General features: G+C 71.2%; 18 protein-coding genes. 10 read left to right on the top strand and 8 right to left on the bottom strand.

Annotation, left to right across the window (positions count from 1 at the left end; translation table 11 throughout):
- The coding region (locus BM419_RS26835; protein WP_091928219.1) for a UDP-glucose dehydrogenase family protein at positions 1-940 on the bottom strand (940 nt) is incomplete at its 3' end.
- A gap of 312 nt (positions 941-1,252) precedes the next feature.
- Here BM419_RS26835 and argB point away from each other — a divergent pair.
- The 3 genes from argB (at position 1,253) to rplS (ending at position 3,721) form a co-directional block, all read left to right on the top strand.
- Positions 1,253-2,146 (top strand): acetylglutamate kinase, encoded by an 894-nt coding sequence (gene argB, locus BM419_RS26830; protein WP_020095286.1) that lies wholly within the window; start codon positions 1,253-1,255, stop codon positions 2,144-2,146.
- Positions 2,147-2,347: 201 nt separating this feature from the next.
- A complete protein-coding gene (locus BM419_RS26825; protein ID WP_042672461.1) occupies positions 2,348-3,097 on the top strand; it encodes a pyrimidine 5'-nucleotidase in 750 nt (249 codons plus the stop codon).
- A 222-nt stretch (positions 3,098-3,319) separates the two neighbouring features.
- Positions 3,320-3,721: a 50S ribosomal protein L19 gene (gene rplS / locus BM419_RS26820; RefSeq protein WP_020095288.1), complete on the top strand. Its 402-nt coding sequence runs from the start codon at positions 3,320-3,322 to the stop codon at positions 3,719-3,721.
- Positions 3,722-3,835: 114 nt separating this feature from the next.
- Here the strand turns inward: rplS and BM419_RS26815 are convergent, their stop codons facing one another.
- The 3 genes from BM419_RS26815 to BM419_RS26805 all read right to left on the bottom strand — a co-directional run bounded on the left by BM419_RS26815 (position 3,836) and on the right by BM419_RS26805 (position 7,499).
- Positions 3,836-5,422 (bottom strand): methyl-accepting chemotaxis protein, encoded by a 1,587-nt coding sequence (locus BM419_RS26815; RefSeq protein ID WP_091928217.1) that lies wholly within the window; start codon positions 5,420-5,422, stop codon positions 3,836-3,838.
- A gap of 482 nt (positions 5,423-5,904) precedes the next feature.
- On the bottom strand, positions 5,905-6,288 hold the full coding sequence (locus BM419_RS26810) for a RidA family protein (RefSeq protein WP_056529629.1): 384 nt from the start codon (positions 6,286-6,288) through the stop codon (positions 5,905-5,907).
- The gene (locus tag BM419_RS26805; protein WP_020095291.1) at positions 6,285-7,499 is read right to left on the bottom strand and encodes a lytic murein transglycosylase; all 1,215 of its coding nucleotides are present in this window, start codon (positions 7,497-7,499) and stop codon (positions 6,285-6,287) included. The genes BM419_RS26810 and BM419_RS26805 overlap by 4 nt, the downstream gene beginning before the upstream one ends.
- Positions 7,500-7,724: 225 nt before the next feature.
- Here BM419_RS26805 and BM419_RS26800 point away from each other — a divergent pair, with 225 nt between their 5' ends.
- On the top strand, positions 7,725-8,012 hold the full coding sequence (locus BM419_RS26800; RefSeq protein WP_244540871.1) for a carboxymuconolactone decarboxylase family protein: 288 nt from the start codon (positions 7,725-7,727) through the stop codon (positions 8,010-8,012).
- A 49-nt stretch (positions 8,013-8,061) separates the two neighbouring features.
- On the opposite strand, the gene BM419_RS26795 is transcribed toward BM419_RS26800, so the two are convergent.
- Positions 8,062-8,715: a TetR/AcrR family transcriptional regulator gene (locus BM419_RS26795; RefSeq protein ID WP_091928216.1), complete on the bottom strand. Its 654-nt coding sequence runs from the start codon at positions 8,713-8,715 to the stop codon at positions 8,062-8,064.
- 94 nt (positions 8,716-8,809) lie between these two features.
- On the opposite strand from BM419_RS26795, the gene BM419_RS26790 reads away from it, so the two are divergent.
- Positions 8,810-9,481 carry an O-methyltransferase gene (locus BM419_RS26790; protein ID WP_091928215.1) on the top strand — a complete coding sequence of 224 codons (672 nt, stop codon included), beginning with the start codon at positions 8,810-8,812 and terminating at the stop codon, positions 9,479-9,481.
- Between the two features lie 72 nt (positions 9,482-9,553).
- Here BM419_RS26790 and leuD read toward each other — a convergent pair whose 3' ends face one another.
- Both leuD and BM419_RS26780 read right to left on the bottom strand, forming a co-directional pair.
- Positions 9,554-10,156, bottom strand: a complete 603-nt coding sequence (gene leuD / locus BM419_RS26785; RefSeq protein ID WP_020095295.1) for a 3-isopropylmalate dehydratase small subunit — start codon at positions 10,154-10,156, stop codon at positions 9,554-9,556.
- 69 nt (positions 10,157-10,225) lie between these two features.
- Positions 10,226-10,957 carry a HisA/HisF-related TIM barrel protein gene (locus tag BM419_RS26780; RefSeq protein WP_091928214.1) on the bottom strand — a complete coding sequence of 244 codons (732 nt, stop codon included), beginning with the start codon at positions 10,955-10,957 and terminating at the stop codon, positions 10,226-10,228.
- Between the two features lie 9 nt (positions 10,958-10,966).
- On the opposite strand from BM419_RS26780, the gene BM419_RS26775 reads away from it, so the two are divergent.
- From BM419_RS26775 to BM419_RS26760, 4 genes are read left to right on the top strand one after another with little or no spacing between them, the layout of a single operon-like run.
- Positions 10,967-12,016 (top strand): hydantoinase/oxoprolinase family protein, encoded by a 1,050-nt coding sequence (locus BM419_RS26775; protein ID WP_091928213.1) that lies wholly within the window; start codon positions 10,967-10,969, stop codon positions 12,014-12,016.
- Complete coding sequence (locus BM419_RS26770) at positions 12,013-12,213, top strand: hypothetical protein (RefSeq protein WP_012317969.1); 201 nt, start codon at positions 12,013-12,015, stop codon at positions 12,211-12,213. The genes BM419_RS26775 and BM419_RS26770 overlap by 4 nt, the downstream gene beginning before the upstream one ends.
- A 23-nt stretch (positions 12,214-12,236) precedes the next feature.
- Positions 12,237-13,019, top strand: a complete 783-nt coding sequence (locus tag BM419_RS26765) for a hypothetical protein (protein WP_091928212.1) — start codon at positions 12,237-12,239, stop codon at positions 13,017-13,019.
- Positions 13,020-13,053: 34 nt separating this feature from the next.
- Positions 13,054-13,674, top strand: coding sequence for a GNAT family N-acetyltransferase (locus BM419_RS26760; RefSeq protein WP_091928211.1), 621 nt, complete (start codon positions 13,054-13,056; stop codon positions 13,672-13,674).
- Positions 13,675-13,751: 77 nt separating this feature from the next.
- Here the strand turns inward: BM419_RS26760 and hpnH are convergent, their stop codons facing one another.
- Complete coding sequence (hpnH, locus tag BM419_RS26755) at positions 13,752-14,915, bottom strand: adenosyl-hopene transferase HpnH (protein WP_020095300.1); 1,164 nt, start codon at positions 14,913-14,915, stop codon at positions 13,752-13,754.
- Between the two features lie 620 nt (positions 14,916-15,535).
- Here hpnH and BM419_RS26750 point away from each other — a divergent pair.
- Positions 15,536-18,202, top strand: a complete 2,667-nt coding sequence (locus BM419_RS26750; protein ID WP_091928218.1) for an MMPL family transporter — start codon at positions 15,536-15,538, stop codon at positions 18,200-18,202.
- The last annotated feature ends 11 nt before the right edge of the window (positions 18,203-18,213 follow it).

Raw genomic sequence — 18,213 nt, 5'->3', positions numbered from 1 at the left:
TGCCCCGCACCGACCCGCCGCAGGCCTTGATCACCTTGCGCGCCATCGCGCGCTTGCGCTGGTCGTTGACCGCCACCACCGTCTCGACCAGCCGCAGCGGCGTGCCCGCGTCCTGCGCGGTCTTGACCAGGGCCAGCGTGTCCTTGGGGAAGCACGAGCCGCCGTAGCCCGGCCCGGCATGCAGGAACTTCGACCCGATCCGGTTGTCCAGGCCGATGCCGCGCGCCACCGCCTGCACGTCCGCGCCCACCGCCTCGCACAGGTCCGCCACCTCGTTGATGAACGTGATCTTCGCCGCGAGGAACGCGTTCGCCGCGTACTTGGTCAGCTCGGCCGTCCGGCGCGAGGTGACCATGATCGGCGCCTGGTTGAGGTAGAGCGGCCGGTAGACCTCGCGCATCACAGCCTCGGCCCGGGCCTCCTCGGCGCCGACGACGATGCGGTCGGGGCGCTTGAAGTCGGCGATGGCCGCGCCCTCGCGCAGGAACTCGGGATTCGAGGCGACCGCGAACTGCGCCTCGGGGTTGGTCTCGCGGATGATGTGCTCGACCTCGTCGCCCGTGCCCACCGGAACGGTCGACTTGGTCACAACCACGGTGAAGCCGGACAGGGACCCGGCGATCTCCCGGGCGGCATCGAACACGTAGCTCAGGTCGGCGAAGCCGTCGCCGCGGCGGGAGGGCGTGCCCACCGCGATGAAGACCGCGTCCGCCTCGGCCACGGCGTCCCGCATGGTCGCGCGGAAGGCGAGCCGGCCCTGGCGGACGTTCTCGGCGACCAGGACGTCGAGGCCCGGCTCGTAGATCGGCATGCGGCCGGCGTTCAGGCTGGCGATCTTGTCGGGATCCCGGTCGATGCACACGACCGTGTGGCCGAAATCGGCCAGGCAGGCGCCTGAGACCAGGCCGACATATCCGGCCCCAATCATCGCAATCCGCATCGGGCCCTCCCGGCAGCTCGCCCTCGGCTTGCTGCGATGCAACATGATCCGGGCCGCGTGAGGATGCAACCTGGGCCAGCCTGGATCTGCTCCAGTCTGTCACGGGAATGCAACACCCGCGAAGCATGACTGTAGTTTGACAGCGGGTCCCGGAGCGCCCCGCATCGGCCGCCGGTCCGCGCGGCGCGCCTCCGCGACGGCGCGCGGGGCGGCTTCGCAGCGCGGGCGGCTTCCTGTAGAAGCGCCCCCGCCCGACGGGGAGGCCCGGATCCGCCCCCGAGGACCCGACCCAAGGATCGGCGAAGGACCGCGATGACCGAATTGCCCAACGTGCACGTGCGTGCCGAGGTCCTGGCCCAGGCGCTGCCCCACATGCAGCGCTACGACCAGGAGATCGTCGTCATCAAGTACGGCGGCCACGCCATGGGCGACCGGGCCGCGGCCGAGGACTTCGCCGAGGACATCGTCCTGCTGGAGCAGTCCGGCCTGAAGCCGATCGTCGTGCACGGCGGCGGACCGCAGATCGGCAAGATGCTCGACCGGCTCGGCATCCAGTCCGAGTTCCGCGGCGGCCTGCGCGTCACCGACGAGGCCACCGTCGAGGTGGTCGAGATGGTCCTGGCCGGCCTGATCAACAAGCAGATCGTCGGCTGGATCTCGGCCGAGGGCGGCCGGGCGGTCGGCCTGTGCGGCAAGGACGGCAACATGGTCCGGGCCAAGCGGGCGATGAAGACCGTCGTCGATCCCGAGAGCCGCGTGGAGCAGACCGTCGATCTGGGCCTCGTCGGCGAGCCGGACCACGTCGAGCGCGGCGTCCTCGACGCGGTGCTCAAGGCCGAGCTGATCCCGGTCCTGGCGCCGGTCGCCTACGGGGCGGACGGGCAGACCTACAACGTGAACGCCGACACCTTCGCGGGGGCGATCGCCGGGGCGCTCCGGGCCAAGCGCCTGCTGCTGCTCACCGACGTGCCGGGCGTCCTCGACAAGGACAAGAAGCTGATCCCGGAACTCACCGTGGAGGATTGCCGGCGCCTGATCGCCGACGGCACCATCACGGGCGGGATGATCCCGAAGATCGAGACCTGCATGTACGCGATCGAGCGCGGCGTCGAGGCGGTCGTCATCCTCGACGGCAAGGTCAACCACGCCGTGCTGCTCGAACTGTTCACCGATTACGGTGCCGGCACCCTGATCCGTCGCGGCTGAGATCCGGACCGCCCGCGCACCGTACCGGATCCCGGCGCGGCGCGCGGGCGCAACCTCCGCGCGCCCAGCGCATTGTCGTACCCCGCCCGCCCCGGAGGGGCCGACCCAGCAAGGCCCGGGCAAGGTACCGGCAAGCACCGAACTTGCGAGCTTGACCGTTCCGGTCCAGATTCCGGGGCAACAGCAACCTGAGGGGTTCCGGTGCACCACCCCGACAAGGCCCAGTTCACCACGCCCGCGGCGCGCGGCTTCGCCGATGTCGACACCTGGGTGTTCGACCTCGACAACACGCTCTACCCGAGCGACGCGGCGGTCTGGCCGAAGGTCGACGAGCGCATCACCCTGTACGTGATGCAGCTCTACGGGCTCGACGGGATCTCGGCCCGCGCCCTGCAGAAGTACTTCTACCACCGCTACGGCACGACGCTGTCGGCGCTGATGGTCGAGTCGCGGGTCGATCCCCACGACTTCCTCGATTTCGCGCACGACATCGACCACTCATCGATCAAGCTCGACAAGAGCCTCGGCGACGCGATCGAGCGGCTGCCCGGGCGCAAGCTGATCCTGACCAACGGGTCGCGCCGGCACGCCGAGAACGTCGCCGCCAAGCTCGGCATCCTCGACCATTTCGAGGACGTGTTCGACATCGCCGCCGCCGACTTCGTGCCGAAGCCGGAGCGCACGACCTACGAGCGGTTCCTGGAGAAGCACGCCGTCGAACCGACCCGCGCCGCCCTGTTCGAGGACATCGCCCGCAACCTCGCGGTGCCGCACGACCTCGGCATGGCGACCGTGCTGGTGGTGCCGAAGGTCACCGATCCCTACCGCGAGGCCTTCGAGCAGGAGGCGGTGCGCGAGCCGCATATCGACCACATCACGGACGATCTCGCCGCCTTCCTCTCTGCCTGCGTGCTGCCCGAAGTACGATCCGCATCCGGGGAGCGCCGCTGACGCGAGGCCGGAGCGCTTCACGGGCGGCGCGCATCGGGCCCTGATCCCAAGTCGACCGACGATCCGCCGCGCCGGCAGCAGCGCGGACGGATCGCGGCGGCAACCCAATCGACAAGCCGGCGCCGATCCTGTAGAGAGCCGCCCAACTCACAACAGGATCGCCGAAATCCTGGCGCCGATCGCCCATGAGGGGCGGAACGGCGCGACGGCCGGAGCTATGCCATGAACATCATCGAGCAGCTGGAGCGCGAGGAAGTCGCGCGCCTCGCCAAGACCATCCCGGATTTCGAGCCGGGCGATACGCTCATCGTCAACGTCCGCGTGAAGGAAGGCGAGCGCACCCGCGTCCAGGCCTACGAGGGCGTCTGCATCGCCCGCTCGGGCGGCGGCCTCAACGAGAGCTTCACGGTCCGCAAGATCTCCTACGGTGAGGGCGTGGAGCGCGTCTTCCCGGTCCATTCCCCGATGATCGACTCGATCAAGGTAGCCCGCCGCGGCAAGGTGCGCCGCGCCAAGCTGTACTACCTGCGCGACCGGCGCGGTAAGTCGGCCCGCATCGTCGAGCGCACCGACCGCTACAAGGCCAAGGACACTCCGGCCCCGGCGCCCGCCGCCGCGGAGTAAGCTGTCCGATTCGCTCCGCAGGCCGGAGCGATGGCCCCGTTTCAGACCGGTCCGGCTCAGCCGGGCCGGTTTTTTCGTGGCCGACAGGTCCGTCCAGTCGGCCGATAGCGCGCCTCAGGCAGCCCGGATCCCGCCAAGGAGCCGGTGGATCTCGGCGGAGAGCTGATCGGACCTGCGCGACAGGTCGATCGCGGCGCCGAGCACCTGCTCGGCCGCCTCGCCCGTCGCCTCGGCTCCCTGCGAGACCTCGGCGATGTTGCCGGTGACGGCCTCCGTGCCGGCCGCCGCGCGCGCGACGCTGCGCACGATCTCCTCGGTGGTCGCGCCCTGCTGCTCGATCGCGGCCGCGACGGACGCGGCGAGCGTGCTGACCTCGCCCACGCTGCGGCCGATCCCGTGGATCGCCTCGACGGCCTGCCGGGTCGAGGCCTGAACCGCGCCGATCCGCGCGGCGATCTCCTCGGTCGCGGCCGCGGTCTGCTCGGCCAGCGCCTTGACCTCCCCCGCCACGATGGCGAAGCCCCGGCCCGCCTCGCCGGCCCGCGCCGCCTCGATCGTGGCGTTGAGGGCGAGGAGGTTGGTCTGACGGGCGATGCCCGCGATCATGCTGGCGACGGCCCCGATCCGCTCGGCCCCGTCGGCGAGATCGCCCACGAGGGCGTCCGTGCGCCGCGCCTCGGTGGCCACCCGCGCGGTCTTGGCCGAGGATTGCGCCATCCGTCCGGAGATCTCCTGGATGGTGATCGCCATCTCCTCGGTGGCCGCGGCGACGCTCTGCACGCTCCCGGCGGTCTCCTGCGCGGCCCCGGCGACGCGCGTCGCTCGGGCACTCGTGCGCGACGCCGTCCGCGCCATCGCCTCGGCGGTCGCCTGCATCTCCGTGGCGGCCGCGGAGACGCCCGTCATCAGCGCCCCGGCCCGGGCCTCGAACGCCCGGGTGAGCGCGTCGAGGGTCTGCGCATGCCGGACCTTGGCCTCAGCTTCGCGCGCGACCGCCCGGTCCGTCTCGGCCTTGGCGACCAGCGCCTGCCGGAACACTTCGACGGTCCGGGCCATCTGACCGATCTCGTCCGTCCGCTCGAGTCCCGGTATCGGCTCCGCGCCGTCGCCCCGGGCGAGCGCCTGCATCCGGCGACCGAGGCGGTCGAGCGGGCGCGTGATGCCGCGCCCGATCAGGACGGAGCCGATCACGCCGAGCGCGCCGACCCCGAGCAGAAGGCCGATCGCCGCGAGGGCGAGCGCCTGGAAGGCGGCCCTGATGTCGTCGGTGTAGGTCCCCGCCGCGATCATGATGTCCCAGGGCTCGAACCTGACGGCGAGCGTCGTCTTCGGAGACAGGCCTTCGTGCCCCGGCCGGGGGTAGAGATGGCTCAGCGTCGCCGTGTCGGAGGTCTTCAGCCGTTCGATCAGCGTTCCGGCCGCGCGAACGCCGTTGAGCCGGGTCTCCAGCTGGTTGCTGCCGACGAGACGGCGGTCGGGGACCGCCAGGACCGTGCCGTCCATCGTGTAGATGGCGACGTAGTTGGTGCCGTTATCGAATCGCATGGCCATGGCGGTCTCGGCCAGCTCCGCCAGGGCCGCCGCACGGGACAGGGCGCCGCTCCTGACCCGGCTCTCGAGACTTTGCGCATAGGTGGTGAACAACTCCGTGACCGTGCGCAGGGACTGCAGCCGCCCCGACAGCATTTCCTGGTAATACATGCGCAGTCCGATGACACCGATGACCGATATAAGTAGACCTATCAAGGCAATCTGCGTCATCATCCTACGCGATAGATTCTTACTCAAAAATATCTTTATCATAATACGTTCCGCGAGATCGACAAACTCGTCGATGCTGCGGTGTGGCCTGATAAATCTGAGCCCGCATGTCAACGTAATCTCGCAGATCTGGATCGAGATCTGAAAGACACGCGGTTCAGGCGCGCAGGGCGGGCGAGGAAGCGGTCACTCGCGACGCGGTCTGCGCCGGCGGCAGGAGCGGGCCGTCAGTCGGCGAGCAGAACCTGAGATCGTGCCCGCGGCGCGGGGCTACGCCCGACCCGCCCGAATGACCGGGATCGAGTCGCTCCCTTGCACGCAGATCTCGGGCACGATGGGGATGACGTCATCTGCGGATCGGAGTGGCGCCGCGGCCCGACGGAACGGCGCGGAGACGGCGCGATCGGGAGCGGGACAGGCGTCTAGCCGATCCGCGCGGTCACCTCGATCTCGACGCGCATCTCGGGGCGCAGGAGGCCCGCCACGACCACGATCGTGGCCGCGGGCCGGACGTCCGCCAGCACCCGCCCGCAGACGGCCAGCACGGCCTCGGCATCGTCCCGGTCGGTGACGTAGTAGGTGGCGCGCAGGATGCCGGCGAGGCCGGTCCCGGCCTCGGCGAGGACCGAACGGATCGTGCGCCAGCAGGCCTCGGCCTGCGCGGCGGCGCCGTCGGGCATCGTCATCGTGGCGTAGTCGTAGCCGGTCGTCCCGGACAGGTAGACGGTGTCGCCGTCGACCACCGCCCGGGAGTAGCCGTAATCCCGCTCGAACGGGGACCCCGACGTGATCAGCCGCCGGCTCATCCGCCGCGCAGGGCCTCCAGAACCTTGCCGCCGGCGCGGCCCGTGGGCGTCATGCCGAGCCGGCGCTCGACGTCCTTGATGGCGTCGCGCGTCTTCTGGCCGACCTTACCGTCCGGCTCGCCGACGTCGTAGCCGCGGGCGGCCAGCCGGGTCTGGAGGTCGCGGCGCTCGGCCCGCGACAGGGGCGGGTCGTCGGTCGGCCAGGCGGCCTGGACGCCGGGCCGGCCGCGCAGCCGGTCGGACAGGACCGCGATGGCGAGGCCGTAGGATTCGGCGGCGTTGTACGAGTAGATCGCGTCGAAGTTCCGGGTCACCAGGAAGGCCGGTCCGTCGATGCCGGCGGGCGCCAGGATCCCGGCCGGGCCCTCGCCCGAGAGCGGGCGCCCGTCCGCGCGGGTGACGCCGAGCGACGCCCAGTGGGCGACCGGCTTCTTGTTCTTGCGCCCGGCGGCGCCGACGTTGAAGCCGCGGGGCAGCTTTACCTCGTAGCCCCACACCTGACCGTTCTGCCACTTGGCGACGCGCAGGAAGTTGGCGGTGGAGGCGACGGCGTCGGCCACGGAGTCGACCACGTCGCGCCGGCCGTCGCCGTCGCCGTCCACGGCGAGTCGCTGATAGGTCGTCGGCATGAACTGGGTCTGGCCGAAGGCGCCCGCCCAGGAGCCGGTCAGCCGCTCCGGCGCGATGTCGCCGCGCTCGATGATCCGCAGGGTGGCGATCAGCTCGCCGCGGAAGAAGTCCCGACGGCGGTTGTTCGAGCAGGCGAGCGTCGCCAGCGACTGCACCAGCGGCATCTTGCCGAGGTTCTTGCCGAAATTCGACTCGACGCCCCAGACCGCCGCGATCGTGTAGCGGTCGACCCCGTAGCGCGACTCGGCCTGGGCGAGCGCCGCCGCGTTCTGGCGCATGGCCGCGCGCCCGTCCTCGACCCGCTCGTCGTCGACGAGCGCCGCCATGTAGTCCCAGATCGGCGTCTTGAACTCGGGCTGCGCCTGGGACAGCTCGATCACCTTGTCGTCGTAGCCGATGCCGCTCGTGGCGGCCCGGAAGGTCTGCGCCGAGACGCCCGCCGCTGCCGCCTGCGACTGGATGCCGGCGAGGCAGCTGTCGAAATCGGCCCGCGCCGGCAGGCTCGCCAGGGGCAGGACCGCGATGCCGGCGAGCAGCCCGAGCGCGCGCGCCGTCCTCGGTCCCGTCGGGTGCTTCGGCATGCTGACGATCCTCACGATGCGGAACGGAGTCTGGGCGCGGATTCAGGCGACATGTGGGTTAACGAACGGTGAGGAAACCCGCCTCGTCTTGACCCTGCGGCCTACCAACCGGTAGGTTGGCACCGTACTGGCGCATCGCCGGTCGGGTCAACGAACAGGGAGACGGGACGCATGATGAAGGACTGGAATTAGTACGGCGCCGAGCTCGTCAGCACGCTCGGGCACATCGGTGCGGTGAGCCCGGACCTCCTCAAGGCCCACGACCAGCTCGCCGCGGCGGCTCCGACCGAGCGCAAGCTGGACGCGAAGACCCGCGAGTTGATCGCCCTCGCGGTCGCGGTCACGACCCGGTGCGACGGCTGCATCGCGGTGCATTCCGACGCCGCCCGCAAGGCCGGCGCGAGCAAGGAGGAGGTCGTGGAGGCGCTGGGCGTGGCGGTGGCACTGAACGCCGGCGCCGCCCTGGTCTACACCGCCCGCGCCTTCGAGGCGTTCACCGGCGAGTCCGGCTGAGCCGACTGGGATAGGGCCGCGTCCGGTTCGCCGGGCCCGGGGCTCGTCTTCAGGACGGCGCGCCGGCCCGGTCTCGGCTGCCCAGGCGGTCCAGATAGGCGCAGAGCATGTCGGCCAGGGCGTCCGCGAAGGTCGCCATGGCCGCCTCGGTCCGGACCACCTCCGAGATGCGCTCGCCGACCTCGCCGAGCGTCATCGCGATGATCTCGCCCGCGACCGCCAGGTCCGTCTCGGGCGCCGCGGGAAGTGCCGCGCGCAGGAAGTCGCGGAAGGCCTGCGAGCCGGCCAGCTGCGGCTCCGCGGCCTCGGGCGCGTCGCGATAGGCCGGGGCGGCCGCGTCGAGGGCCCGGCGCATCGCGGCCTCCGCGCATTCCGAACGCACGAAGGCGTGGACCGCGGCGCGCAGGCGCTCGCCGGGCGCGCAAGCGGGATCCGTCAGGATACCGGCGAGGAGGGCGCTCGTGTCCCGCCACTCGTCGCTCTGGAGCTGGAACAGGATCGCCGCCTTGTTGGGGAAGTACTGGTAGAGCGAGCCGATGCTGACGCCGGCGCGCTCGGCGACCCGCGCCGTCGTGAAGCGCGCCGCGCCGACCTCCGCCAGAACCTGAGCGGCGGCCTCCAGAACGGCCGCGACGAGGTCGCTGGAGCGCGCCTGCCGGGGCTGCTTTCGCCTGGAGATCCCGAGACTTGGCCGGTCGGGCATGGGGCGGGGCTCGGAACGCGAATAGGCGCGGGCAGGGGGCGCCGGTACTCTGCGTCGTGTTCAGTTGAACGCGCAAGACGGAAAGCAACGCGCCATGTCACTCTCAGCATCCACACTCGCCGAACCGCGTATCGCGTCGCTGTTGGACAGTCTCTTCGCGCAGGCGGAGGCCTCCTCACCCTTGAGCGCCATCGGCGATCTCTCGGCGGACGAGCGGGCGCGCCTCATGGGCAGCCGCACCGGCTACCGGGACTTCTACAGCCGGCTCAAGGATATGCCCCTCGCGGTCTCGCGGGAGACCGGCCATCTGCTCTACATGCTCGCGCGAACCCGCCGGGCGCGGACGATCGTCGAGTTCGGCACGTCCTTCGGTCTCTCGACCCTGCACCTCGCCGCGGCCCTGCGCGACAACGGCGGCGGCCGGCTGATCACCTGCGAGTTCGAGCCGTCCAAGGTGGTGCGGGCGCGGGCGAACCTGATGGAGGCCGGGCTGGCGGACCTCGTCGAGTTCCGCGAGGGCGACGCCCTCCAGACCCTCGGCCTCGACCTGCCCGACTCGGTCGACCTGCTGCTCCTCGACGGGGCGAAGGGGCTCTATCCGGAGGTTCTGAGCCTCGTGGAGAGTCGCCTCGGACCGGGGGCCCTGGTGATCGCCGACAACGCGGACCACAGCCCGGACTACCTGCAGCGGGTGCGCGCGCCGAGCCGCGGCTACCTGTCGGTGCCGTTCGCCGAGGACGTGGAGCTGTCCATGCGGCTCGGGTGAGGCAGGCCCTGGCCTCGGACCGGCGGTCGCGTCAGCGCGACGCGACCGCCGTCGGGACGCGGGTCCGGTCGCTCAGGCCCACTCGCGCTGGGCGAGCTTCTGCTCGTAGGCGTCGATGGAGGAGACGCGCTCCAGCGTCAGCCCGATCTCGTCCAGGCCGTTCAGCAGGTTGTGCTTGCGGCCCTCGTCGACGTCGAAATGCAGGGTGCCGCCGTCCGGTCCCCGGATCGTCTGCGCCGCCAGGTCGACCGTCAGGGTGGCGTTCGCGCCGCGCTCGGCGTCCTCGAAGAGCTTCTCCAAATCCTCGGGCGACACGACGATCGCCAGGATGCCGTTCTTCGCGCAGTTGTTGAAGAAGATGTCGGCGAAGCTCGTGGAGATCACGCAGCGGATGCCGAAATCGGCCAGCGCCCAGGGCGCGTGCTCCCGGGACGAGCCGCAGCCGAAATTGTCGCCGCACACCAGGATCTTGCTGTTCCGGTAGGCCGGCTGGTTGAGGATGAAGTCCGGGTTCTCGGAGCCGTCCTCCCGGTAGCGCATCTCGGCGAACAGGCTCTTGCCGAGCCCGGTCCGCCGGATCGTCTTTAGGTACTTCGCCGGGATGATCCGGTCGGTATCGACGTTGATCGTCCGCAGGGGCGCCGCGACGCCCTCCAGGGTGGTGAACTTTTCCATCGTCTGACGGCTCGTGTCGGTGGTCTCTCTGTCGCGCGGTTTAGCAGCCGTAGGCCCGGGCCGGAAGCGTCAGGCGAGGTCGGGCGCCGTCGCCCGGGACAGGGTGCCGTCGTGGAGGGCCGAGGCGACCAGCGCCCCGGCGATCCCGGCCGCCCGGAGCGCCCGCAGGTCGTCAGGGCCGCGCACGCCGCCCGCCGCGTAGAGGCGGCGATCCGGCGCCCGCGCGCGCAGGGCTCCCAGGGCCGCGAGGTCCGGGCCGGCCCCGGCGCCGACCTGCGCCAGCGTCATGGCGATCACCTCCGGCGGCCAGAGCGCCGGATCGTCGTGGAGGGCCGCCGGGCCGAGCCGCTCCGCGCCGCGCGTGTCGAGGGAGAACACCGCCCGGTCGCCGAGCCGCGTCACGAGGTCGGCATCCGCCTGGCTCTCGCTGCCGATCACCGGTCGCCCGAGCCCGGCCTCTAGGAAAGCCGCGACGCCCTCCGGCTCGGCGAAGCCGGCATCGACCCACAGGGCGATCCCCGGGCAGGCGCGGGCGATCGCCTCCAGGGCGCGGAGATCGGGGGCGGCGCGGTCGATGATCGCGTCGAGATCGGCGACGTAGAGGATCGCGGCGGGCCACGCGTCGACCAGCCCGCGGGCCACCGCGTCCGGCGCCGAGCCCTTTGCCAAGGGCGTCTCGATCGGGGCATAGGAGGAGCGCTCGCCCCGGCGCGCCCGCACCACGCGGCCGCCCCGGAGATCGAGCACCGGGATCACCGCGAAGCCGGGGCGCCCGATCCTGTGGTCCATCGAGGCGCTCATCGCGGTCCCATGCGCTCATCAAACCCAACGACCATCGGGTGGGACCTCGGCGGGGTCCACGTCAAGGTCGCCCTGGTCGAGGACGGCCGGGTTGCGGCCGCCGCCCAGGTGCCGTGCCCGCTCTGGCAGGGCCTGCCGGCCCTCGATCGGGCGCTGGAGGCCGCCCCCGACTGGGCCCGCGGCGCGGCCCTGCACGCCGTGACCATGACGGGCGAGCTGACCGACTGCTTCGCCGACCGGCGCGACGGCGTCGCGGCGCTCGCCGGATGGGCCGGGTCGCACCTCGCCGGGACTGTGCGCATCTACGCCGGCCGCTCCGGCCTCGTCGCCCCCGAGGCGGCCGCGTCCCTGTCGGCGGACGTGGCCTCGGCCAACTGGCACGCCACCGCGGCGCTCGCCGGCCGGCACGTCCCGGACGCGCTGCTGGTCGATATCGGCTCGACCACCGCCGACCTGATTCCCGTCGTGGGCGGGCGGGCGGCCGCGACCGGCTACAGCGACGCCGAACGGCTGGAGACCGGCGAGCTCGTCTATACCGGCGCGGTGCGCACGCCGGTGATCGCCCTGTCCGACCACGCCCCCTTCGCGGGCCGCCGGACCCGGCTGATGACCGAGACCTTCGCCCACATGGCGGACGTCTACCGCATCCTCGGCCAGCTCCCCGAGGGCGCCGACCAGCAGCCGAGCGGCGACCGCAAGGGCAAGACGGTCGCCGAGAGCGAGACCCGGCTCGCCCGGATCGTCGGGCGGGACCGGGCGGAGGCGCCCGGAGCGGCCTGGACGGCGCTCGCCGCCCATTTCGCCGAGGCGCAGCTGCGCCTGCTGCACGACGCGGCGGCGGAGATCCTCAGCCGGCCCGATCTCGGCGCGGACGCGCCCCTCGTCCTGTGCGGCGCCGGCGCCTTCGTGGGCGCCCGCCTCGCCGAGCGTCTCGGCCGGCCCTCGACACCGCTCGTGACGCTGCTGGCGGACCGGATCGGCGGCGCGCGCGACGGCATCTCGACCTGTGGACCGGCGGTGGCGGTCGGCCTCATCGCCGCGGAGGAGGCACTCGCATGAGCGCAATCAAGATCCTGGCCCGGATCCTGACGGCCCGGGTCGGGCCGCATATCGAGCTGGCCGTCGAGACGGAGACCGGGGAGGTTCTGAAGGTGCTCGCCACCGAGGACCAGGTCGACCGGCTGGTCGACGAGCTCGAGGACATCCTCAACTCGCCCGCCGACCCGGAGGATGACGGGCCGCCCCAGGCGGCCTGAGGCCCCGGGCCCCGCCGGTCGCCATGAGCCTGATCGCCGCCAAGATCGTCGTCACGCCGACCCTGATGTGGGCCGTGTCGGCGGCCGCGCGCCGGTGGGGCAGCCTCGTCGGCGGCCTGCTCTCGGGCCTCCCGCTGACCTCGGCGCCGATCTCGATCTACCTCGCCGCCGAGCAGGGCGAGCGCTTCGCCGCCGACGCGGCGATCGGCTCGGTGGAGGGGCTCGGCGCGGTCACCGTCAGCTACCTCGTCTACGCCGTCGCCGCGCCGCGGACGGGGGGCCTCGCGGCCGCGCTGCTCGCCCTCGCGGGCTTCGTCCTCGGCGGCGCGCTGCTGCACGGAGTGGTCCAGCCCGGCCTGTGGCTCGCCACGGCGATCGACCTGCCGGCGATGGCCCTGGTGGTCGCCCTGTGCCGGCCGGCCGCGGGGACCGAATCGCCGGCCCGCCGGGCGCGCCCGCCGCGCTGGGACATGCCGGCCCGGCTCGCGGCCGCCACCGCCCTGGTCCTGATGGTCTCGGGGCTGGCGCCGCATCTCGGCTCCGGCCTGAGCGGCGTCCTGGCGCCGATCCCGATCATCTCCTGGCCGCTCATCGTCTTCGCCCGGGCGCAGGACGGCGTCGGCGCCGCCCTGGAGGTGGTGCGCGGCAGCGCCCAGGGCGCGTTCGGCGTGCTGGCCTTCTATGTCTGCGTGCACCTGCTGCTCGGGCGGATCGACCCGGTCGCGGCCTACGCCGCCGCGATCGCGGTGTCGGCGGCCTGCGTGCTGCCGTGGCTGGTCGCGCGACGGCGCCCGCTTTCCGCGTGACCGGGCCGCGCCGAGGCGACCGCGGAGGGGATCGATGCTGCCGGAGACCGGAATCCCGACCCTCACACCGGGCTACGCGACGGTGCCGCCCGGCCATCTCGCCACGATCGTCACCAGCCTGGAGATGCTGCGCCCGCCGCCCCCGCGTCCCGGACGGCCGTTCCCGCCCGGGCTCGCCCTCGAGCCCCTGGAACGCACCGACCCGGAGACCTACCGGAGCCTGTTCCGGGCGGTGGGTGCCGACTGGCTCTGGTTCTCGCGCCTCACCCTGGCCGACGAAGCGCTGGCGGCGATCCTGGCCGACCGGGATGTCGAGATCCTCGCGCTGCGGCGGGACGGGCGGAACGTCGGCATGCTGGAACTGGATTTCCGCCGGCCCGGCACCTGCGAGCTGGTCTTCCTCGGACTGACCGGGGACGCGGTCGGTACCGGGATCGGCCGCACGCTGATGAACGCGGCGATCGGCCGGGCCTGGGCGCGCCCGATCGCGCGGTTCTGGGTGCATACCTGCACGCTGGACCATCCCGGCGCGCTCGCCTTCTACCGGCGCTCCGGCTTCGTTCCTTTCGCGATCCACGTCGAGGTCGCGCCCGATCCGCGGCTCGACGGGACCCTGCCGCGCGACTGCGCCCCGCACGTGCCGCGGCTCGGCTAAGGCGCCGCGGGGTCCGGACACGAAGAGACCCGCGGCCTCGCGGCCGCGGGTCTCGTGTCGTCAGTCGCGCGTGCCGGTCAGGCGGCGGTGCGCTTGCGGGCTTCCTGCTTCGTGTCGACGCCGGCCGCTTTGATCTCGGACAGCTTCTGCGCGACGTTACGCGAGAACACGAACTCGGCCGGGCGCTGGTTCTCCAGGCTGACCTCGGGCGCCATCTCGCCCTCGGTCTTGATGCCGCGGATCGCGTGCACCAGCGGCTTCCAGGGCTTGCGGACCGAATCGACCACCGAGGAGGCCTCGTAGCCCGAGTGGACCATGCAGTCGGCGCACTTCTCGTAGTTGCCGGTGCCGTAGGCGTCCCAGTCGGTGGTCTCCATCAGCTCCTTGAAGGTCGCCGCGTAGCCCTCGCCGAGCAGGTAGCAGGGCTTCTGCCAGCCGAACACGGTGCGGGTCGGGTTGCCCCACGGGGTGCAGTGGTAGGTCTGGTTGCCGGCCAGGAAGTCGAGGAACAGGCCCGACTGCTGGAAGGTCCACTTCTCGCGGCCCTTCTCCTTGCCGTGCCGGAACACGCCGCGGAACAGGTCCTTCGTCGCCTTGCGGTTCAGGAAGTGCTTCTGGTCGGGGGCGCGCTCGTAGGCGTAGCCGGGGGAGACGGTGATCCCGTCGATGCCCATCCGGGTCACGCTGTCGAAGAAGTCGGCGATCTTCTCCGGCTGGGAATTGTTGAAGAAGGTGCAGTTGATGGTGACCCGGAAGCCCATCTCCTTGGCCTTCGCGATCGCCGCCACGGCCTTGTCGTAGACGCCGCGCTGGCACACCGACTGGTCGTGCATCTCCTTGTCGCCGTCCAGATGGATCGACCACGTGAAGTACGGGCTCGGCTTGTACTCCTTGATCTTCTTCTCGAGGAGCAGCGCGTTCGTGCAGACGATCGCGAACTTCTTCTGGGCGATGATGCCCTCGACGATCTGCGGCAGGTCCTTGTGGAGGAGCGGCTCGCCGCCGGCGATCACCACGACCGGGGCGCCGCATTCGCGCACCGATTCGAGCGCGTCGGCGACCGGGAGGCGCTTGTTCAGGATCTCGTCCGGGTAGTCGATCTTGCCGCAGCCGGCGCAGGCCAGGTTACAGCGGAACAGCGGCTCCATCATCATCACAAGCGGGTAGCGCTTGCGGCCCGTGAGGTGCTGCTTGAGGATGTAGCCGCCGATCTTCGCGACGTACCGGAGGGGGATACCCAAGATTGCGGCTCCTTACTTCGTCGGCCCCGGGACATCGGGGTGCTTAACGCGAAAAAATCTCGAATTCCAGCGATCTAGCTTGGAACTAATCTGAAATGCCCCCGTTTCGGCGGGGCGATGACATCTTATTCCGTGCCTGACGCAACGGCGCCACATGGACCGCGCTTACGGAGCCCGTGGGCGGACGCGCCCGATCGTTGAGGACAGCACGTGCATTGCGTCGGCAATACGACCGGAATCCCACGATTCGGGTGGCCGCGCCAGAAACGCCGTGCGCTAGCGCACACGGGCGGGCGCGGGATGCGCGCCACGGCGGCCGCGTTGCAATCTGGCATCGCCCTCTTTACTGAGCCTCGTGGCCGCGATGCAAGTCCCGGCCCGCGGCGGGTGTCCCGACCGCGGACCGCATCGGGCGCAATCAGTCGGGTGCCGGGCGCGCGCGGCGCGCTCGGATCGGGCGGTGTGGCGTTCCTCGAACCCGATGCGCACCCGGCCGAATCGCGGAGCGTCGCGCGGCGGAGCCCTGAGCCCGCCCGTGTCGGTGGCCCGGGTTCGGACCGGACAGATGGCAGGAGCCGGTCGCGCACGGGGCGCGTCCGATGCGAACAGGCAGGGTGCTCGTGATCGAAAGTCTCGTCGCGTTCTCGGTGCGGTATCGGTGGATCGTGATCGCCTTCACGGCGTTCCTCACGGTCGCGAGCCTCGGAGTCGCGGCGCACCTGTTCCGAATCAACACCGACGTTGAGCGGCTGATCGACCCGAAGGAGCCGTGGCGGCAGGACGAGATCAATTTCGAGAAGGCGTTCCCGCAGCGCAGCAACACCATCGTCGCGGTCATCAACGGCGAGACGCCGGAGGAGACCGAGGAGGCGGCGGCCAACCTCGCCAAGGCGCTCACGGCGCACAAGAACCTGATCGAGACGGTCTACCGGCCCGACGGCGGCCCGTTCTTCAACAAGAACGGCCTGCTGCTGATGTCGCAGGCGGACCTCGACAAGACCCTGGAGGCGCTGACCCAGCAGCAGGGTCTGCTCGGGCCGCTCGCCGCCGACCCGTCGCTGCGGGGCATCATGCGGGTGCTGACGCTGGGCGCGCGCGGCGTGAAGACCGGCGACGCCAAGATCGAGGACCTCGAGAAGCCCATGGGGCAGATCGACGCCACCCTGCAGAAGGTGCTGGCGGGTCAGCGGGCGCGGATGTCCTGGCAGGAACTCTTGTCGGGAGGTGAGACCAGCGTCACCGACAAGATGAAGTTCGTGGTGATCCAGCCGGTCCTCGACTTCAACGCCCTGGAGCCCGGCTACCAGGCGACCAAGCTGATCCGCAACGTCGCCAAGGATCTCGGGATCGACGCCCAGAACGGCCTGCGGATGCGCCTGACCGGCACGGTGGCGGTGGCGGACGAGGAGTTCGCGACGCTGTCGGAGGATGCCGGCCTCAACAACAGCATCATCGTCGGCGCGATCGTGCTGTTCCTGTGGCTGGCCCTGCGCTCGGGCAAGCTCGTCGGCGCGGTGATCATCACCACCTTCGCGGGCCTCGTGGTCACGGCCGCCCTGGGCCTCATCATGGTCAAGGAGCTGAACCCGATCTCGGTGGCCTTCGCGGCCCTGTTCGTCGGGCTTGGCATCGATTTCGGCATCCAGTTCTCGGTGCGCTACCGGGCCGACCGCTACGAGCAGCCGACGCTGGAGAGTGCGATCCGCGCCGCGGCCCGGGGCGTCGGCTGGTCGCTGACACTCGCCGCGGTGTCGCTGGTGGCGGGCTTCTTCGCCTTCCTGCCCACGGCGTTCCGGGGCGTGTCGGAGCTGGGCCTGATCGCCGGCGTCGGCATGATCGTGGCCTTCCTGTTCTCGCTGATCCTGCTGCCGGCCCTGATCGCGGTGTTCAAGCCGGTGGGCGAGAAGGCCGCGGTCCAGACCGAGTGGCTCGTCGGCGTCGACCCCTGGATCATCCGGCACCGCAAGCCGATCCTGATCGGCGTCGGCCTCGTGACCCTGGCCGGCGCGCCGCTGCTCTGGCACCTGCCGTTCGACTCGAACCCGATGCACCTGCGCAGCGCCAAGACGCAGTCCATCGCGACCTATCTGGACCTGATCAAGAATCCCGAGACCAGCCCGAACTTCATCGACGTGCTGGCGCCCAGCGTCGCGGAGGTGCCGTCGCTGTCGAAGACGCTCCTGGCCCTGCCGGTCACCGCCTCGGTCAACAGCATCGACACCTTCGTGCCGCGGGATCAGGACAAGAAGCTGGCCCAGATCGCCGACACGGCCCAGCTGCTCGATCCGGTGCTCAATCCCGGCCGCCGGCCGCCGCCGCCGACCGACGCCGACAACGTCAAGGCGCTCAAGGACGCCGCCGCGGCGCTCAACGGCCTCTCGGCCGACGCCAAGGGCGACGCGAAGGGCGCCCAGGAGGCCAAGCAGCTCGCCGGCACCCTGGACAAGCTCGCCGCCGGCCCGGTGCAGATGCGCGAGGCGGCCTCGGTGGCGCTCACCAAGGATCTGGTGCCGCTGCTCGCCCGCCTGCGCGACTTGCTGCATCCCGAGAAGATCACGCTGGACAACCTGCCGCCGCAGCTGAAGGCCGACTGGGTGGCGGCGGACGGACGGGCGCGCATCGAGGTTCACCCGAAGGGCGATTCGAACGACGACACGGTGCTCCGCCGGTTCTCGGACGAGGTCCTGAAGGTCGCCCCGCACGCGACCGGCGCGCCCGTGGCCACCACGCAGTCGAGCTACACGATCCTGGGCGCCTTCGTGCAGGCGGCGGTGACGGCCTTCGTGCTGATCTTCGTCATCCTGTCGGTCGCCCTGCGCAAGCCGTGGGACGTGGCGATGACCCTCGGCCCGCTGGTGATCGCGACGCTCTGGACGCTGATGGCGATGCGCATCGTCGGCATGCCGCTGAACTTCGCCAACATCATCGCCCTGCCGCTGATGCTCGCGGTAGGCGTGGCGTTCCACATCTACTACGTGATCGCGTGGCGGGCGGGCGTGACCGACATGCTCGCCTCCAGCCTCACCCGGGCGATCTTCTTCTCGGCGCTGACCACGGGCAGCGCCTTCGGGTCGCTGGTCCTGTCGAGCCATCCGGGCACGGCCAGCATGGGCAAGCTGCTGGCGCTGTCGCTGTTCTTCACCCTGGTGGCGGCGTTCTTCGTGGTTCCGGCGACCCTCGGCGAGCCGCCGGAGCAGCCCGACGAGGATCGTCCGGAAGCCGAGAAGGCGGCCGGTGCGGCCCTGCGCAAGTCCGCCCCGCACCAGGATCCGGTGCCCGCCAAGTAGAAGCCGAGCAG

It is taken from the genome of Methylobacterium sp. yr668 (genome assembly GCF_900116245.1).
Lineage (GTDB): Bacteria > Pseudomonadota > Alphaproteobacteria > Rhizobiales > Beijerinckiaceae > Methylobacterium.
This window is presented reverse-complemented; position numbering and strand designations above follow the sequence as displayed.

Bases quoted from the DNA above. Each gene is read 5' to 3' on its own strand.
- argB (WP_020095286.1), top strand. From the start codon at position 1,253: ATGACCGAATTGCCCAACGTGCACGTGCGTGCCGAGGTCCTGGCCCAG.
- rplS (WP_020095288.1), top strand. From the start codon at position 3,320: ATGAACATCATCGAGCAGCTGGAGCGCGAGGAAGTCGCGCGCCTCGCC.
- BM419_RS26815 (WP_091928217.1), bottom strand. From the start codon at position 5,422: ATGTATTACCAGGAAATGCTGTCGGGGCGGCTGCAGTCCCTGCGCACG.
- BM419_RS26810 (WP_056529629.1), bottom strand. From the start codon at position 6,288: ATGAGCCGGCGGCTGATCACGTCGGGGTCCCCGTTCGAGCGGGATTAC.
- BM419_RS26805 (WP_020095291.1), bottom strand. From the start codon at position 7,499: ATGCCGAAGCACCCGACGGGACCGAGGACGGCGCGCGCGCTCGGGCTG.
- BM419_RS26795 (WP_091928216.1), bottom strand. From the start codon at position 8,715: ATGCCCGACCGGCCAAGTCTCGGGATCTCCAGGCGAAAGCAGCCCCGG.
- BM419_RS26790 (WP_091928215.1), top strand. From the start codon at position 8,810: ATGTCACTCTCAGCATCCACACTCGCCGAACCGCGTATCGCGTCGCTG.
- leuD (WP_020095295.1), bottom strand. From the start codon at position 10,156: ATGGAAAAGTTCACCACCCTGGAGGGCGTCGCGGCGCCCCTGCGGACG.
- BM419_RS26780 (WP_091928214.1), bottom strand. From the start codon at position 10,957: ATGAGCGCCTCGATGGACCACAGGATCGGGCGCCCCGGCTTCGCGGTG.
- BM419_RS26775 (WP_091928213.1), top strand. From the start codon at position 10,967: ATGCGCTCATCAAACCCAACGACCATCGGGTGGGACCTCGGCGGGGTC.
- BM419_RS26770 (WP_012317969.1), top strand. From the start codon at position 12,013: ATGAGCGCAATCAAGATCCTGGCCCGGATCCTGACGGCCCGGGTCGGG.
- BM419_RS26765 (WP_091928212.1), top strand. From the start codon at position 12,237: ATGAGCCTGATCGCCGCCAAGATCGTCGTCACGCCGACCCTGATGTGG.
- BM419_RS26760 (WP_091928211.1), top strand. From the start codon at position 13,054: ATGCTGCCGGAGACCGGAATCCCGACCCTCACACCGGGCTACGCGACG.